This window comes from Pseudomonas sp. H3_E04 (genome assembly GCF_054668915.1).
Genome location: NZ_CP162797.1, coordinates 3,641,480 through 3,658,205 on the forward strand (window position 1 = coordinate 3,641,480; position 16,726 = coordinate 3,658,205).

The following is a 16,726-nucleotide window of genomic DNA, read 5'->3' on the forward strand; positions in this document are numbered from 1 at the left end:
CGGGATGCTTAATAGTTGAAAGTCTTGACCAGCAGCAGATCACCGATCGCCCGCAGGGGCACGATGAAGGTTTCGCGTTTTTCGTCGACGGTGTTTTCGTTGAGCACCAGGGTGATTTGCGAGGTGATCACCTCGTTCTCATTGCTGGTCTCCTCGAAGTTATAGCCACCATCGCCGTAGTTGCCCCAATAGTTGACGTAGACCAGATAGGTGCCGTGCAGCGGCGCGGTCATGGTGAACATTTCCGGGCCGGGGCCGTCGACACCATCCGGGTCGAGGCCGCCGCCATTGCTCAGCGCCGGCCGCGCCCAGAACGCATGCTGACCGTCGGGGGTGACAATATGCAGATCCAGCTCGGCTTTCGGGTCGTCCCATCCCAAGACAAGACGAATCTTCGCCGGCGTGCGCAGATTATATGCTTCATAAAATTGCACGCGCTTGAGCGACTGGCCTTCGGCGCTGATCACTTCGACGCTGTTGGAGCCCGCACCGAATGCATAGGGTCGGGCAAAACGTCCCTGATCATCGGTGTACAGATTCAATGGATTGCCGTTGACGGCGAGGCTGTGCGGCGCACGCATGTGCCCCAGAGCCTTGAGCTGGCCCTGGATCATCGTGCGATTGCGCTGGATGCCGCGATCGATCGGCGGCGTCGGGTAGGCGACCTGCGGATTTTCCGAGCGATCGAGCAAGCCGTGATAACGCCAGCCGCCGACTGGCTCGGACAACTGCGCAGTCGGCGCCGCCCACAGCGCAGGCGCGCAGGCGAGGCCGATCAACAGCAAAAGAAATGAACGCATGTGACGCCTCCTGCCATGCCTTGAACGAAACCTTGCACCCGATCCTCGGTACTTCACAGCGGTGAACTGCGTTTCGTCTGAATGCCCCGCAACTGTCGGGGCCGTAGAAGCGGCGAAGATTAGCGATTCGGCAGTTTTTTAACAATCGGATACATGTGTGATTGCTGTAGGAATCGCGCTTTCGAGAGGGCGTGAGCCGAATAGCGAAGTTATTCGGCTCATAAAATGAGCCGAATAAGCCTCAGCCCCGAAACTTCACATTAACTTTGTGACAAGGGGATTTATCCCAGCTCGGCTGCGCAGCAGTCGTAAACCGGCGACTTCGATTTTCCTGAGAGTATCGGTTGTCTGGTTTTAGGGTTGCTACGCAACCCAGCGGGGATAAATCCCCTCGCCACGGGGTCATGTGCGCGGCTTTGGGTGGGGCGTCTCATTTGCCCATACCCCCCCTATCTGCTAGTGTCGCGCCGGTTTAACGTCTACCGGAAATTGCCGCCATGGCCCGCAAAAAAGCTGCACTGGATTTCGAACAATCCCTCGCCGACCTGCAAACACTGGTCGAGCGTCTGGAGAACGGTGAATTGTCGCTGGAAGACTCGCTGACCGCTTTCGAGCAGGGCATCGGTCTGACCCGTGACTGCCAGGCGGCGCTGGCCCAGGCCGAGCAGAAAGTGCAGGTGCTGCTGGAGCGAGATGGCGAGCTCGCCGAGGAACCCTTCGACGCGGATGAGCCAGAATGATCGCGGCGTATTCGGCGAGCAGTCAGGCCCGGGTCAACGCGGCGCTGGAGACTCTGTTCAATGCGCCGCTGCCGGAACTGGCGCGGCTCTACGAAGCGATGCGCTACAGCGTGATGAACGGCGGCAAACGCGTGCGCCCGTTGCTGGCTTACGCCGCGTGCGAAGCCCTCGGTGGCCAGGCTGAACAGGCCAGCGGCGCGGCCTGTGCGGTCGAGTTGATCCATGCCTATTCGCTGGTGCATGACGATTTGCCAGCGATGGACGACGACGACCTTCGTCGCGGCCAGCCGACTACCCACAAGAAATTCGACGAAGCCTGCGCGATCCTCGCCGGTGACGGCTTGCAGAGCCTGGCCTTCAGCGCCCTGCTCGACCCGCGCCTGAGCGATTGCAGCAGCGAAATCCGTCTGCAGATGGTGACTGCGCTGGCCCACGCCGCCGGTCCGGCGGGCATGGTCGGTGGTCAGGCCATCGATCTCGGTTCGGTCGGTCTCAAACTCGATCAAGCAGCTCTCGAACAGATGCACCGGCACAAGACCGGCGCGCTGATTGAAGTCAGCGTCAAGCTTGGTGCCCTGGCCAGCGGCCGCGCCCAGTCTGATCAACTGCAGGCATTGCAGACTTATGCACAGGCCATCGGCCTGGCCTTTCAGGTGCAGGACGACATCCTCGATGTGGAAAGCGATACCGCTACCCTCGGCAAACGCCAGGGCGCCGACATTGCCCGCGACAAACCGACCTACCCGGCCCTGCTCGGCCTCGACGCGGCCAAGGCCTACGCTTTGGAACTGCGCGATCAGGCCTTGCAGGCGCTGCGACCGTTTGACGCGGCTGCCGAGCCGTTGCGCGAGCTGGCGCGGTATATCGTCGAGCGGCGCAACTGACGGCGTATCGGCCAAAAAAGACCAACGCGTGGGCAGGGGCCGATGCATCAGGTAAACTGCCGCATCTTTTATACCTATAACGATTCGCCTGATGCCCACGACGTTTCATGAGATTCCCCGCAAGCGCCCGACCACGCCCCTGCTCGACCGCGCGAACACGCCGGACGGCCTGCGCCGGTTAGGCGAAGCCGAGCTGGAAACCCTGGCCGATGAGTTGCGCCTGGAATTGCTCTACACGGTCGGCCAGACCGGTGGGCATTTCGGTGCCGGCCTGGGCGTGATCGAGCTGACCATCGCGCTGCATTACGTCTTTGACACCCCGGACGACCGTCTGCTGTGGGATGTCGGGCATCAGGCGTATCCGCACAAGATCCTCACCGGTCGCCGCGAGCGCATGGCCAGCCTGCGTCAGAAGGACGGCATTGCCGCGTTCCCGCGCCGCTCCGAGAGCGAGTACGACACTTTTGGCGTCGGCCACTCCAGCACCTCGATCAGTGCCGCGCTGGGCATGGCCATTGCCGCCCGTCTGCAGGACAGCGATCGCAAGGCCATCGCCGTGATTGGCGACGGCGCGCTGACCGCCGGCATGGCTTTCGAGGCGCTCAACCATGCGCCGGAAGTCAACGCCAACATGCTGGTGATCCTCAACGACAACGACATGTCGATCTCGCGCAACGTCGGCGGGCTGTCGAATTATCTGGCGAAGATCCTTTCCAGCCGCACCTACGCGAGCATGCGCGAGGGCAGCAAGAAAGTCCTTTCGCGCCTGCCCGGCGCTTGGGAAATCGCCCGTCGCACCGAAGAATATGCCAAGGGCATGCTGGTCCCTGGCACCCTCTTCGAAGAGCTGGGCTGGAACTATATCGGCCCGATCGACGGCCACGACCTGCCAACCCTGATCGCCACGCTGCGCAACATGCGCGATCTCAAAGGCCCGCAGTTCCTGCACATCGTCACCAAGAAAGGCAAAGGCTTCGCCCCGGCGGAAGTCGACCCGATCGGTTACCACGCCATCACCAAACTCGAACCTCTGGACGCTCCGGCCGCTGCGCCGAAAGCCGCCAGCGGGCCGAAGTATTCGGCGGTGTTTGGCGAGTGGCTGTGCGACATGGCAGCGTCCGATCCGCGTCTGGTCGGGATCACCCCGGCGATGAAGGAAGGCTCGGATCTGGTGGCGTTCAGCGAGCGCTTCCCCGAGCGTTATTTCGACGTGGCGATTGCCGAGCAGCACGCGGTGACATTCGCTGCCGGCATGGCCTGCGAAGGCGCGAAACCGGTGGTGGCGATCTACTCGACGTTCCTGCAACGCGGTTACGACCAATTGGTGCACGACGTCGCCGTGCAGAACCTCGACGTGCTGTTCGCCATCGACCGCGCCGGTCTGGTCGGCGAAGACGGCCCGACCCACGCTGGCAGCTACGACCTTTCGTACCTGCGCTGCATCCCGGGCATGGTCATCATGACCCCGAGCGATGAAAACGAACTGCGCAAGATGCTCACCACCGGCCACCTCTACAACGGCCCGGCGGCAGTGCGCTACCCACGCGGCAGCGGGCCGAATGCAGTCATCGAAAAAGATCTCGAAGCGATCGAAATCGGCAAGGGCATCGTCCGTCGTCAGGGCAGCAAAATCGCCATGTTGGTGTTCGGCGTGCAACTGAGCGAAGCCTTGAAAGTCGCCGAGAAGCTCGACGCCACTGTGGTCGACATGCGTTTCGTCAAACCGCTGGATGAAGCGCTGGTGCGCGAGATCGCCGGTGGCCACGAGTTGCTGGTGACCATCGAAGAGAACGCGATCATGGGCGGCGCCGGCGGCGCGGTCAGCGAATTCCTCGCCCGCGAGAACATCCTCAAGTCGATGCTGCATCTGGGCTTGCCGGATATCTATGTCGAGCATGCGAAGCCGGCGCAGATGCTCGCCGAATGCGGGCTCGATGAGGCCGGGATCGAAGCATCAATTCGCCAGCGGCTGGATTTGCTCAACAGCTGACGCAATCCCTTGTAGGAGCTGCCGAAGGCTGCGATCTTTTGATCTTGCTCTTCGGCAGCTCCGGAACCTTTAAAAAGCAAAATCAAAAGATCGCAGCCTTCGGCAGCTCCTACATGGTTTTGCAAAGACCATAGATTGCCATGAACCTCTCGCGCCTCGCCCTGCCCTTCCTCCTGCTGCCAACCGCCAGCGCCCTTGCCGATACATTCGAACGTGATCAGGCGCTGAAGCTGCCGGACACGCTGATCAGCGCCAATCGTCAGGTCGAGGCGCGCAACGACAGCAGCGCCGCCAACACTGTATTCACTCGCGAAGACATCGATCGCCTGCAACCAAGCGACGTGCCCGATCTGCTGCGGCGCGTGCCGGGCGTGCAAGTGGCGCAGACTGGCGGGCGCGGCAGCCTGCCGGGGATCTATATTCGCGGCACGCAGTCGGCGCAGAGCCTGGTGCTGGTCGATGGCCAGCGCATCGGCAACTCGACTTCCGGCGACAGCAACCTGCAGCACCTGAACATCGAGCAGATCGAGCGCGTCGAAGTGCTGCGCGGTTCGCGCTCGGTGATTTACGGCAGCGACGCGATTGGCGGGGTGATCCAGATTTTCACCCGGCGCGGCAGCGAGCAAGGCTTGCAGCCACGCCTGCATCTGGGCTTCGGCAGTCAGCAGACCTGGGAACGCAGCCTCGGCTTGTCCGGCGGCGACGAGAAAACCCGCTTCAACCTCGGCGCCAGCCTTGATGAAACTGCCGGGATCGACCGCACCCACGAGTCGTATCCAAGCGACGGCGACCATGACGCCTACCGCAACAAATCCCTGAGCCTGAGCCTCAGCCACGCGCTGACCGATGACATCGAAATCGGCGCCAATCTGCTGGATAACCGTGGCAGGAGCGAATTCGACAACCCGTTCGGCCGCTTCGACATGAACACCTTCGAGTCGGTGCAACAGCAGCCCTACAGTGCTTTCAATGTCAGCAGCGTCAGCAGTTATGTCGATGCGCGGGTCAATGAAAGCTGGAAAACCCGTGTCGAATTCGGCCACAGCGAAAACCGCGAGAAGACTTTCGACAAGCTCAGCGACGAGCGCACAGTGTTCAACACCTATCGCGACTCGGTGAACTGGCAGAACGACCTGACGCTCAATGCGCGCAACAGCTTGATCGTGGGCGGTGACTGGTACGAAGACCGGGTCAACAGCAGCACTGCATTCGACGAGGACAGCCGCTGGAACCGCGCAGCGTTCATCCAGCATCGCTATCAGGCCGACAGCTTCTCCACCGAGATCGGCCTGCGCCACGACGACAATCAGCAGTTCGGCAGCCAGAACACCTGGAGCGGCACTTTCACCCTGCCGCTCAATCCGGATAACGACGTGCTGCTGAGCTACAGCGAAGGTTTCCGCGCGCCGACCTTCAACGACCTGTACTACCCGGATTTCAGCAATCCCGACCTGAAACCGGAAACTTCGAAAAGCTACGAACTGCAATGGCGCAGCCAGTTGAGCGACAGCGCGCGGCTGGAAGCCTCGATTTACCGCACCGATCTGCAAGACGCGATCATCTTCGGCAGCGACTCACGCCCGCAGAACGTCGCGTCAGCGCGGATCAATGGCTTTGAAGCGGCGTTGAAGCAGGAGCTGTTTGGCTGGCAGAGCAATCTTGGCGTGGCAATCATCGATCCACGTGATCGCGATACCGGGCATACGCTGGCGCGACGGGCGCGGCGCACGGCCAGTTGGGATGTCGACCGGCAGTTTGATCGCTTGGGGCTCGGCGCCAGTTGGCAATTGGTCAGCGGCAGTTACGATGACTTGAACAACACCCAGTCGCTGGGCGGCTACGGCACGCTCGGGCTGCGCAGCAGTTGGGCGCTGAATCGGGAGATCAAGCTGGATCTGAAGGTGGATAACTTGCTGGACAAGGGCTACAGCCGGGCGAATTACAGCTATGACGGCGCGCAGTATGGCTATCGCGAGGAAGGTCGGGCGTGGATGTTCGGGGTGACGTGGACCCCTGAAGTTCACTGATTCCCTGTAGGAGCTGCCGAAGGCTGCGATCTTTTGACCTTGCTTTTGAAGGTGCCAAGAGCGCTGAAGATCAAGATCAAGATCAAAAGATCGCAGCCTTCGGCAGCTCCTACATGTCCGGCGCGATCAATTGGCAGAGCTTGGTGGTCGCACTGATCATCTGACCACTGGGCCTTTCCAGACCTTTGTCACTGACCAGCAACAACCGCCCCTGCCTGACCGCCGCCACCTGCGGCCAGGCCTTCCACGCCGCTAGCTGGGCCTGATCACCGGCGATAATCACTTCCGGATCACGCTGCAACACCGCCTCGATACTCACCTGCGGCGCCGGCAGATTCAGCTCGGCAAACACATTGCGCGCACCGCACACTTCAAGCGCATCGCTGATGATCTGCCGGCCACCGACGGTGTATAGCGGTTTGTCCCAGACTTGATAGAAAACCCGCAGCGGTTCGTCACGGCTATAACGCTGGCGCAGATCATTCAGTTGCTCGCGCAATTCGGCCGCTCGTTTCGCCCCACGTTCAGAACGCCCGAGCTGTTTGCTGATCGCTTCAATTTGCGTCGCCAGTTGCGCCAACGTATGCGGCTCGGCGACGAAGGTCGGAATGTTCAGGCGCTTGAGCTGATCGCGCTGCCCCGCGCCGACGCTGCCGGGCCAGAGCAGCAGCAAATCCGGTTTCAGGCTGAGCAAGCGCTCCATGTCGAGCTGGCCGTAGCGCCCCACTGATGGAACATCGGCAATCGCCGCCGGCCGCTCGCCCGCATCCAGCACGCCGACCAGCAGGTCAGCGGAATCCAGTTCAACAACGATTTCAGACAGCGAGGGGGCGAGGCTGACCACCCGCAATGCAGCCAGCACCGGGCCGCTCAGGGCGAGCAGCACAACCGCCAGCCACAGGCGAGGCATCAACCGAGTTGACGCGGAATACGGTAGAGGTAGAACAGCACGGCGGTGGACAGCGCCAGCAGCATCAACGGCACGGCTTCGAGGCCGACGAATACCGCCAGTGCGCCAATCCAGGCCGGCAAAGACGCCACCAGCAACGCCGCACGCCGACGCGCCGCAAGGGCAATCCAGGCGGCGGGTTCATCGGCGGTATCGAGGGCTTTTTGCGTGGCGATCAGTGCATGTTTGTAGCGAGAAAAATACTTCAGGCTGACAAACATCGAGGCGACGCCGGCGATGAACAAAGGCATCGCCAGCACTGGCAAGAGGCCCTGGCCTTCGCCGAACAGTGCGTTGAGCACGAACAGCGGCAACAGCGCCAGCGCCAGGTATTGCCACCAGGCCACCGCCAACCGCCGCCGCACCTGGCCACGGGTCACGCGCGGTCGACCTCGCCCTGATGTTCGTTGCCCATCATGTGGTCGAGCTTGCTGGCCTTGGTCGCCAGGTAGAGTTTGTTGTGCGGATTGTGGCCGGTGTGCAGCGGCACGCGCTCGGCGACGACGATGCCCATGTCGGTCAGCGCTTTGACCTTGCGCGGGTTGTTGGTCATCAAGCGCAGGGATTTCACGCCCAGGTGTTCGAGCATCGGCAGGCACATGGCGTAGTCGCGCTGATCGGCGGCGAAGCCCAGACGCTCGTTGGCTTCCACGGTGTCGGCGCCGCCGTCTTGCAACTCGTAGGCGCGAATCTTGTTCAGCAGCCCGATGCCGCGCCCTTCCTGACGCAGATACAGCAGCACGCCACGGCCTTCGCGGGCAATCGCCTGCAGCGCAGCTTCCAGTTGCGAGCCGCAGTCGCAACGCTGGCTGAACAAGGCATCACCGGTCAGGCATTCGGAATGCAGGCGACCAAGTACCGGGGCGCCATCGGCAATTTCACCGAGGCTGAGCACGACGTGCTCACGCCCGGTGCTCTCATCGAGAAAGCCGTGCATGGTGAATTGCGCAAAAGGCGTTGGCAGCTTGGAAGCGGCGACGAAGACGACAGGCACCGATGTGCTCCTGATCTAGAAGACTGAAAATTCGCAGGCCGGCATTGTAACAGCAGGTTCCTGTGGACGCTTAGGCTGAATTATCGGGCATAACCATCAAAAAGTTTGATGACACTGGCGCCAGCACCGGCGCTCCCTGTAGGAGCTGTCGAGTGCAACGAGGCTGCGATCTTTTGATCTGGCTTGATATCAGGATCAAAAGATCGCAGCGTGCCGCAGCTCCTACAGGGATTTGCGTTGGGCTTCAGTTCGGGCCGAACGGATACGGCTGCTTCCACCTCTCGAAGACCGGCTTCAACTCCCCGCTCTTGACCAATTCCGCCATGCGCCGGTCATACAGCGCCATCAACGCGCGAGCCTGTGGGGTATCAGCGAAACCGAGAAACAGCGGCAGTTCGGCCAGATGCGAATAGCGATATTGCGCCGGATCCGCAGCATCGCGCACGACCGCTTCAATCTCGGTCAGCGCATCGATGTAGTAATCCGCCCGGCCCTGCTTGAGCATCAGCAGAATGCCGGTGCGCCGCTCGATCTGGTTGAAGCGCTGGATGTTCGGCAAGTAGTTCTCGTAGCGGTAGCCGCGCACCCAGGCCAGACGGTATTTGCCCAGGGTCGCCTGGGTCGGCGGCGGGCTGCTCGCCAGGCCCAGCGCGTAGATGTGATCAGAATCGAACTTCAATTGCGGGTACAGCACATGCTCGGCTTCGTCGCGGTAGGAGCCGACCAGCGCGTCGACTTCCTTCAACTGCACCAGACCGATCGAACGGGTATACGGCACCGTGCGGATATCCAGTTTCACCCCGGCCGGCTCGAACACTTTGCGCAACACGTCCCAGGCCAGACCATGGCCATCGGCGGCGGTGTAATCCTCCCAGTCTTCGCTGGCCAGATGGATGACCGCAGGCACAGGCGCGGCGGCCTGCGCATGGGCGAACGTGCCCAGCAGAGCCAGAAGCAGCAGCGCCAACCCGCGTCGCAGCATTGCGTGTTTCCTCACGTGAGTCGAATCAGGCGAAAACCCAGACCAGCCCCTGCATCGCCAGCCAGGCGAACACACCGGCCAGCACGTCGTCGAGCATGATGCCGACGCCGCCATGCACATGCTTGTCGATCCAGCGGATCGGCCACGGCTTGAGAATATCGAAGAAGCGGAACACCAGAAAACCCGCGAGCAACCAGTACCAGCCTTCCGGCACCAGCCACAGGGTGATCCACATGCCGACCATTTCGTCCCAGACGATGCCTTCGTGGTCGTGCACACGCAAATCGTCAGCGACTTTGCCGCACAGCCAGAAGCCGAACAGCATGGTGATGCCGAGCATCAGCCAGTAGCCCCAGTCGGGCAGCATCTGCCACAACGGAATGAACGGCAGCGCCACCAGCGAGCCCCACGTGCCCGGCGCTTTTGGCAAGGTGCCAGAGCCGAAGCCGAACGCGAGGAAATGCCACGGATTGCGCCAGACCGAAGGAGGCACGAATTCGGCAGGGACCTGTTTCGGGTGATCTGTCACGGTGTCTCCTGAAAATGTTGGTAGCCGCGAATCTGCGGAGTGATGTCGCGTCGGTCGCGGTCCAGCAGCACCACGCCCTGGCCCGGCAGCACTCGCCCGATCACATGGATCGGCCAGCCGTCGGCCAGCAGTGCCGGCAACTCGGCGGACGGCAAGGTGAAGGCCAGTACGTAGTCATCCCCACCGCTCAAGGCCGCGCGCTCGGCACCGCGCTGACCGAGAAACGCGACTAAAGCATCCGACAACGGTACACGCTCGCGTTCAATCTCAAGTCGCACCTTCGACGCCAGCGCGATATGCCCGCAATCGGCGAGCAGGCCGTCGGAGATGTCCAGTGCCGCCGTGGCCTTGCCGCGCAGGGCCTGACCGAGGGCCAGTTGCGGCTGCGGCGACCAGTAATGCTCAAGCAGCGGCTGGGCGATATGCGCTTCGGCATCACGTTGAGCCAGCACCAGCGGCAAGGCGCCGGCGGCATTGCCCAGTTCGCCGCCGACACAGAGCAGATCACCGGGCCGCGCACCGCTGCGGGTCAAGGCCTGGCCAGCGGGTACGCGGCCGAACACGGTGACCGTCAGGCTCAACGGCCCGCGCGTGGTATCGCCGCCGACCAGTGCGACGCCGCAGCTTTGCGCCATGCGATTCAAACCCCGGGCATAGGCTTGCAGCCAATCGGCAGTCACCGTCGGTAGAGTCAGGGCAAGGGTAAAGGCAACGGGCGCGGCGCCCATGGCGGCCAGGTCACTGACCGCGACGGCCAGCGAGCGCTGACCGAGCAGAAACGGATCGCAGGGGTCGGCGAAATGCACACCGGCCACCAGCGTATCGGTGGAAACCGCCAGCTGTTCCCCTGCGGGAACCGCCAGCAAGGCGCAGTCGTCGCCGATCCCCAGAGCAACGCCTTCGCCGCCCTGCGCACAAGGCGCGGCGGCGAAGAAATTGCGGATCAGCTCAAACTCGCCCATGGCTGAGAAAAAGTATTCAAGCGCCGATCAGCGCTTGAACGCCTTCACTTCAGCTTCACGCAGGCGCGGGGCCAGCTTGTCGAGCACGCCGTTGACGAACTTGTGGCCGTCGGTCGAACCGAACACTTTGGCCAGTTCGATACCTTCGTTGATCACAACGCGGTAAGGCACGTCGACGCGCTTGAGCAGTTCCCAGGTCGACAGGCGCAGTACCGCCAGTTCAACCGGGTCCAGCTCTTCGATCGCCAGATCCAGGCAAGGCGTCAGGGCCGTGTCGATTTCGGTCTTGAACTGCGGAACCCCGTGAAGGATTTCACGGAAGTAGGCGCCGTCGACATCGGTGAAATCGTTATCAACGCGAAACTGCGCTTCGATCTCGTTCAGCGACTGCCGGGCCATGTGCCACTGGTACAGCGCTTGAGTCGCGAGCTGACGGGCTTCGCGACGCTTGGCGCTCTTCGACGGCTTGCCGGCATCCGCAGGTTTCGGATCGCGCGGGTTGAAACGATCGCTTTCGTCGCTAATCACTTGGCCTCCAACTGCGCCAGCAGGCTGACCATTTCCAGAGCGGACAGGGCAGCTTCGGCACCTTTGTTACCGGCCTTGGTGCCGGAACGTTCGATGGCTTGCTCAATGGAATCGACGGTCAGCACGCCGAATGCAACCGGTACGCCGAACTCCATGGAGACCTGGGCCAGGCCTTTGGTGCACTCGCCAGCCACGTATTCGAAGTGCGGAGTACCGCCACGAATGACCGCGCCAAGGGCGATGATTGCAGCGAACTCGCCTTTCTGGGCGACTTTCTGCGCAACCAGCGGGATTTCGAAGGCGCCCGGTGCGCGGATGATGGTGATGTCGCTTTCGCTCACGCCGTGGCGAACCAGGGCATCAACGGCACCGCTGACCAGGCTTTCAACCACGAAGCTGTTGAAGCGGCCCACTACCAGAGCGTAGCGGCCTTTAGGGGCGATGAAGGTACCTTCGATGGTCTTCAGGGTCATTCGTCAGTTCTCTTAAAGAGCCGGGACGCGTCTGCTACGCGTCCCTCAGTGATTATTTGCCGCGAATCGGAGTCCGGAAACAGCCGGTCATTATTCGGAGGGCACGTATTCTACAACTTCCAGATCGAAACCGGATATCGCATTGAACTTCATTGGTGCCGACATCAAGCGCATTTTGCGCACGCCGAGGTCACGCAGGATCTGCGAACCGGCACCGACAATGCTGTAAGTGGTCGGTTTTTTCGGCGCTGCCTGCTCGCCGGTTTCACGGATATGCGCCAGCAGCACGTCACCATCAAGCGGGTGACCGAGCAGCAGCACCACACCGCTGCCGGCCTCGGCGACCGCAGCCATGGCGGCGCGCAGGCTCCAGCGGCCCGGTTGCTTGACCATCAGCAGGTCGCGCAGCGGGTCCATGTTGTGCACCCGGACCAGCGTCGGCTCTTCAGCGCAGACAGTGCCCAGCGTCAGGGCCATGTGCACGTCGCCTTCCACCGAATCACGATAGGTCACCAGGTTGAATTGGCCCAGTTCGCTGTCCAGCGGCTGCTCGGCAATCCGCTGAACGGTACGTTCGTGGATCATCCGGTAGTGAATCAGGTCGGCGATGGTGCCGATCTTGATGTTGTGTTCAGCGGCGAAAGCTTCGAGTTCAGCGCGACGGGACATGGTGCCGTCGTCGTTCATCACTTCGCAGATCACCCCGCTCGGCTCGAAACCGGCCATGCGCGCCAGGTCACAAGCGGCTTCGGTGTGGCCGGCGCGAGCGAGGGTGCCGCCGGCCTGGGCCATCAGCGGAAAAATATGGCCCGGACTGACGATGTCTTCAGCCTTGGCGTCTTTGGCGGCAGCCGCTTGCACGGTGCGCGCGCGATCGGCGGCGGAGATGCCGGTGGTCACGCCTTCGGCGGCTTCGATCGAGACGGTGAACTTGGTGCCGAAACCGGAACCGTTGCGCGGCGCCATCAGTGGCAGCTTCAACAGTTCACAGCGCTCGCGGCTCATCGGCATGCAGATCAGGCCACGGGCGTGCTTGGCCATGAAGTTGATGTGTTCGGCCTGGCAGCATTCGGCGGCCATGATCAGGTCGCCTTCATTCTCGCGGTCTTCGTCATCCATGAGGATGACCATCTTGCCTTGGCGGATGTCTTCAACCAGTTCTTCGATGCTATTGAGCGCCACAAGGCACCCCCTTCTTTTGAATTATTTGAGGTAGCCGTTTTGGGCCAGAAAGCTTTCGGTGATGGTGCTGCCGGCGGTCTTTTCTGCAGCCTTGTCACCCAGCAGCAGACGCTCCAGATAACGCGCCAGCAGGTCGACTTCCAGATTCACCCGGCGGCCCGGCTTGTAGGAAGCCATGATGGTTTCGCTGAGGGTATGCGGAATGATCGTCAGCATGAATTCGGCGCCATCGACTTCGTTCACCGTCAGGCTGGTGCCGTCGACGGTGATCGAGCCTTTGTGGGCGATGTACTTGGCCAGCTCTTTCGGCGCGCGGATGCGAAATTCCACGGCACGGGCATTGTCGCTGCGCGATACCACTTCACCGACGCCATCGACGTGGCCACTGACCAGATGCCCGCCGAGGCGAGTGGTCGGGGTCAGGGCTTTTTCCAGATTGACCGGGCTGCCGCTTTTCAGGTCATTCATGGCGGTGCAATCAAGGGTTTCGCGGCTGACGTCGGCGGCAAAGCCGTCACCCGGCAACTCGACAGCAGTCAGGCAAACGCCATTGACCGCGATGCTGTCGCCGAGTTTGACGTCGCTCAGGTCGAGCTTGCCGGTGTCGACGTGGACCCGCACATCACCGCCCTTTGGGGTCAGTGCGCGGATACTGCCGATGGATTCGATGATGCCGGTGAACATGGGGTTCTCCTTGAGAACAGGGCCAGCGCTTACGCAATGGCCGGGAATTATACGCGGGCCGAAGGGACAGGGATCGCAGTGACTCGCCAGTCATCGCCCACCGCGCGGATTTCAGTGATTTTCAGTTCCGGCGCATCTTTCATCTGCGCCAGCGGCCAGTCGAGCAGCGGACGCGCCGTGGAGCCGAGGAACTTGCCGGCAATGAAGATCACGAACTCGTCGACCAGCCCCAGTTGCGCAAAGGCTCCGGCCAGACGCGGGCCGGCCTCGACCAGCACCTCGTTGGTGCCACGGTGAGCCAGTTCGATGAGCAATTGATGCAGATCGACCTGGCCATCGTCACCCGGCACGATCAGGCATTCCGGGCCATTGGCGTATTGCTCTTCGACCGCGACGCAGGTGGCGACCAGCGCCGGCCCGGCCTTGAAAAACGGTGCATCCAGCGGCACCCGCAGGCGCCCATCGATCAACACGCGCAATGGCGGGCGACTCATGGCCAGTGCTGTTTGCTCGGTGTCCAGGCCCAATTCGTCCGCGCGAACGGTCAACCGCGCGCCGTCGGCCAGCACCGTGTCGGCGCCAGTCAGCACCACCGCCGCCTCAGCGCGCAAACGCTGTACCGCAGAACGCGCCGCCGGGCCGGTGATCCACTGGCTCTCGCCGCTTTCCATCGCTGTGCGACCGTCGAGGCTCATGGCCAATTTGACCCGCACGAACGGCAAGCCGTGTTCCATGCGTTTCAGAAAACCTTGATTGAGCTTGCGTGCCTCTGCTTCCAGCACCCCGCTTTCAGTGGCGATACCGGCGTCAGCCAGGCGCTGCAAACCGCGCCCGGCGACTTGCGGATTGGGATCACGCATCGCCGCCACGACCCGGGCAACGCCAGCGGTCACCAAGGCGTCGGCGCACGGCGGCGTGCGCCCGTGATGGCTGCAAGGCTCGAGGGTCACGTACGCCGTGGCGCCCCGGGCCTGCTCGCCGGCGGCGCGCAGGGCGTGGACTTCGGCATGGGGTTCGCCGGCGCGCTCATGCCAGCCTTCGCCGACAATCTGCCCGTCCCGCACCACCACGCAACCGACTCGCGGATTGGGATGGGTGGTGTAGTGGCCCTTGCGCGCCAGTTCCAGCGCGCGGGCCATGAAATGCGCGTCGAGGATCGCCTGCTCGGCGGCGGTGGTCATTCTTTCACCGGTTCGCGGGCGAGGCGGTCGATCTCTTCGCGGAATTCATTGAGGTCCTGAAAGCGCTTGTACACCGAGGCAAAACGGATATAGGCGACTTCATCAAGCTTTTGCAGCTCGGCCATCACCAGTTCGCCGACCACGAGGGACTTGACCTCGCGCTCGCCGGTGGCACGCAGCTTGTGCTTGATGTGGACCAGAGAGGATTCGAGGCGCTCGACGCTGACCGGACGTTTCTCCAGCGCGCGTTGCATGCCGGCGCGGAGTTTTTCTTCGTCGAACGGTTGGCGGCTGCCGTCGGTTTTGATCAGGCGCGGCAACACCAGTTCGGCCGTCTCGAACGTCGTGAAACGTTCGCCGCAGGCCAGGCATTCACGCCGGCGGCGCACCTGTTCGCCCTCGGCGACCAGACGCGAGTCGATGACCTTGGTGTCGTTGGCACCGCAGAAGGGACAGTGCATGGTGGCTGGCAACAAAAAATGGGAGGGTCATGGTAGCGCATCCCCGTGGCAAGACAAGCCATAGGCTTTGCGGTATACAGAACGGCATGATCGTCTGATCCATGGAATTCATTCTGCCGGAGCCTCCAATGCCGTTACGTCCGCTCGTTCTGCTCAGTCTTTTCAGCCTGCTGGTGGCCTGTGGCAGCGACGCACCCAAGCCGCAACCGCCGACCCCAGGCCCCGCGCCGCAGCAGGCGCAGAAAAAAGCCAAAGAGGCCGCCGAACTCGGCCCGCTGCCGGCGCATCAGCGCGAACTGAGCGGCACCCTGCAAGGCGTGCCGGCCGGCGCCGAAGTCGAACTGGCGCTGCTGGTGATCGATGAAAAGGATCGCCCGCAACAATTGCTCGCCAGCTCCAGCCTGATCGGCAACAACCAGATCCTGCCGTTTCACCTGCGCTTCAACCCCGAGGCATTTCCGGCCGGCGCACGGGTTGAGCTGCGCGGTCGCGCCAGCCAGTCCGGGCAACTGATCCTGCACCTGCCGTCGCAGACCATCACTCAACCAACCACTCAGGCGTTGGGCCAGCTGCAATTCGTCAAAGCGCCATGACAGCACCGCTCGACCTGCAACAGGCCTTGGGGGAATTGCTCGGCGACGCCAGACTGAAAGCCTGCGCGTTGCCCGGCACTGATTTGCAGCTGTGGTTGATCGACGGCGACAACATGGCCCGCGAATTCAGCCAGGAAGAAACCCAGCGCATCCTGCATGAACCGCCCTATTGGAGTTTTTGCTGGGCCAGCGGCTTGGCCGTGGCGCGTTATCTGGCGCAGTTTCCAGAGTGGGTGCGCGGCAAGCGCGTGCTGGATTTCGGCGCCGGCTCCGGGATTGCCGGGATCGCGGCGGTGAGGGCCGGGGCGCTGGAAGTGGTGGCCTGCGATCTTGATCCGTTGGCGATCGCCGCTTGCCGGGCAAATGCCGAGCTCAATGCTGTGCAGATGAGCTACTCGACGGATTTCTTTGCCGAGGCCGATCGCTTCGATCTGATTCTGGTGGCGGACGTGTTGTATGACCGGGCGAACTTGCCGCTGCTCGACGCGTTTCTCACTCGCGGACGCGAAGCGCTGGTGGCGGATTCGCGGGTGCGGGATTTTCGTCATCCGTTGTATGAGCGGATTGAAATGCTCGAGGCGATGACCTTGCCGGATCTGGCCGAGCCTGAGGAGTTCAGACATGTCAGCCTCTATCATGCGCGGCGTGATTGACGCCGCCAAAAGATCGCAGCCTTCGGCGGCTCCTACTCTGGATCGCGTTCCCCTGTAGGAGCTGCCGAAGGCTGCGATCTTTTGCGCCACCCCTTATAGTGCGTTCATTGACGC

The 16,726-nt window shown here is 62.3% G+C and carries 19 protein-coding genes; 6 read left to right on the plus strand and 13 right to left on the minus strand.

What is annotated here, in order from left to right; genetic code table 11:
* Positions 1–8: 8 nt before the first annotated feature.
* Positions 9–800, minus strand: coding sequence for a YfaP family protein (locus AB4N53_RS16405; protein WP_460121738.1), 792 nt, complete (start codon positions 798–800; stop codon positions 9–11).
* 497 nt (positions 801–1,297) lie between these two features.
* On the opposite strand from AB4N53_RS16405, the gene AB4N53_RS16410 reads away from it, so the two are divergent.
* The 4 genes from AB4N53_RS16410 (at position 1,298) to AB4N53_RS16425 (ending at position 6,441) form a co-directional block, all read left to right on the plus strand.
* Positions 1,298–1,540: an exodeoxyribonuclease VII small subunit gene (locus AB4N53_RS16410; protein ID WP_016772991.1), complete on the plus strand. Its 243-nt coding sequence runs from the start codon at positions 1,298–1,300 to the stop codon at positions 1,538–1,540.
* Positions 1,537–2,424: a (2E,6E)-farnesyl diphosphate synthase gene (ispA, locus tag AB4N53_RS16415; RefSeq protein ID WP_460121740.1), complete on the plus strand. Its 888-nt coding sequence runs from the start codon at positions 1,537–1,539 to the stop codon at positions 2,422–2,424. Before AB4N53_RS16410 ends, ispA begins: the two co-directional genes overlap by 4 nt.
* Positions 2,425–2,515: 91 nt before the next feature.
* Positions 2,516–4,414: a 1-deoxy-D-xylulose-5-phosphate synthase gene (gene dxs, locus AB4N53_RS16420; protein WP_460121742.1), complete on the plus strand. Its 1,899-nt coding sequence runs from the start codon at positions 2,516–2,518 to the stop codon at positions 4,412–4,414.
* 140 nt (positions 4,415–4,554) lie between these two features.
* Positions 4,555–6,441, plus strand: coding sequence for a TonB-dependent receptor domain-containing protein (locus tag AB4N53_RS16425; RefSeq protein WP_460121744.1), 1,887 nt, complete (start codon positions 4,555–4,557; stop codon positions 6,439–6,441).
* A 109-nt stretch (positions 6,442–6,550) separates the two neighbouring features.
* Here the strand turns inward: AB4N53_RS16425 and AB4N53_RS16430 are convergent, their stop codons facing one another.
* The 12 genes from AB4N53_RS16430 to nrdR all read right to left on the minus strand — a co-directional run bounded on the left by AB4N53_RS16430 (position 6,551) and on the right by nrdR (position 15,366).
* Entirely contained in the window at positions 6,551–7,351 is an 801-nt protein-coding gene (locus AB4N53_RS16430; protein WP_460121746.1) for a cobalamin-binding protein, read from the minus strand.
* A complete protein-coding gene (locus AB4N53_RS16435) occupies positions 7,351–7,770 on the minus strand; it encodes an MFS transporter (protein WP_434766858.1) in 420 nt (139 codons plus the stop codon). The genes AB4N53_RS16430 and AB4N53_RS16435 overlap by 1 nt, the downstream gene beginning before the upstream one ends.
* On the minus strand, positions 7,767–8,384 hold the full coding sequence (gene ribA, locus AB4N53_RS16440; protein ID WP_024014485.1) for a GTP cyclohydrolase II: 618 nt from the start codon (positions 8,382–8,384) through the stop codon (positions 7,767–7,769). The genes AB4N53_RS16435 and ribA overlap by 4 nt, the downstream gene beginning before the upstream one ends.
* A gap of 244 nt (positions 8,385–8,628) precedes the next feature.
* Positions 8,629–9,366 (minus strand): substrate-binding periplasmic protein, encoded by a 738-nt coding sequence (locus AB4N53_RS16445; RefSeq protein ID WP_460121749.1) that lies wholly within the window; start codon positions 9,364–9,366, stop codon positions 8,629–8,631.
* A 25-nt stretch (positions 9,367–9,391) separates the two neighbouring features.
* Positions 9,392–9,895: a phosphatidylglycerophosphatase A family protein gene (locus AB4N53_RS16450; protein ID WP_039761886.1), complete on the minus strand. Its 504-nt coding sequence runs from the start codon at positions 9,893–9,895 to the stop codon at positions 9,392–9,394.
* Positions 9,892–10,857, minus strand: coding sequence for a thiamine-phosphate kinase (gene thiL / locus AB4N53_RS16455; RefSeq protein WP_460121751.1), 966 nt, complete (start codon positions 10,855–10,857; stop codon positions 9,892–9,894). Before thiL ends, AB4N53_RS16450 begins: the two co-directional genes overlap by 4 nt.
* A 27-nt stretch (positions 10,858–10,884) precedes the next feature.
* Positions 10,885–11,385: a transcription antitermination factor NusB gene (gene nusB, locus AB4N53_RS16460; protein ID WP_024014489.1), complete on the minus strand. Its 501-nt coding sequence runs from the start codon at positions 11,383–11,385 to the stop codon at positions 10,885–10,887.
* Positions 11,382–11,858 carry a 6,7-dimethyl-8-ribityllumazine synthase gene (gene ribH / locus AB4N53_RS16465; protein WP_003228649.1) on the minus strand — a complete coding sequence of 159 codons (477 nt, stop codon included), beginning with the start codon at positions 11,856–11,858 and terminating at the stop codon, positions 11,382–11,384. Before ribH ends, nusB begins: the two co-directional genes overlap by 4 nt.
* Positions 11,859–11,948: 90 nt before the next feature.
* Positions 11,949–13,040 carry a bifunctional 3,4-dihydroxy-2-butanone-4-phosphate synthase/GTP cyclohydrolase II gene (gene ribBA, locus AB4N53_RS16470; RefSeq protein WP_039761895.1) on the minus strand — a complete coding sequence of 364 codons (1,092 nt, stop codon included), beginning with the start codon at positions 13,038–13,040 and terminating at the stop codon, positions 11,949–11,951.
* Between the two features lie 21 nt (positions 13,041–13,061).
* Positions 13,062–13,724, minus strand: coding sequence for a riboflavin synthase (locus tag AB4N53_RS16475; protein WP_151550988.1), 663 nt, complete (start codon positions 13,722–13,724; stop codon positions 13,062–13,064).
* Positions 13,725–13,771: 47 nt separating this feature from the next.
* Positions 13,772–14,905 carry a bifunctional diaminohydroxyphosphoribosylaminopyrimidine deaminase/5-amino-6-(5-phosphoribosylamino)uracil reductase RibD gene (gene ribD / locus AB4N53_RS16480; protein WP_130929659.1) on the minus strand — a complete coding sequence of 378 codons (1,134 nt, stop codon included), beginning with the start codon at positions 14,903–14,905 and terminating at the stop codon, positions 13,772–13,774.
* The gene (gene nrdR, locus AB4N53_RS16485; RefSeq protein WP_007910946.1) at positions 14,902–15,366 is read right to left on the minus strand and encodes a transcriptional regulator NrdR; all 465 of its coding nucleotides are present in this window, start codon (positions 15,364–15,366) and stop codon (positions 14,902–14,904) included. The genes ribD and nrdR overlap by 4 nt, the downstream gene beginning before the upstream one ends.
* Before the next feature lie 128 nt (positions 15,367–15,494).
* On the opposite strand from nrdR, the gene AB4N53_RS16490 reads away from it, so the two are divergent.
* Positions 15,495–15,959 (plus strand): YbaY family lipoprotein, encoded by a 465-nt coding sequence (locus AB4N53_RS16490; protein WP_042610623.1) that lies wholly within the window; start codon positions 15,495–15,497, stop codon positions 15,957–15,959.
* Positions 15,956–16,612 carry a class I SAM-dependent methyltransferase gene (locus AB4N53_RS16495; RefSeq protein ID WP_460121754.1) on the plus strand — a complete coding sequence of 219 codons (657 nt, stop codon included), beginning with the start codon at positions 15,956–15,958 and terminating at the stop codon, positions 16,610–16,612. The genes AB4N53_RS16490 and AB4N53_RS16495 overlap by 4 nt, the downstream gene beginning before the upstream one ends.
* Positions 16,613–16,726: the final 114 nt, after the last annotated feature.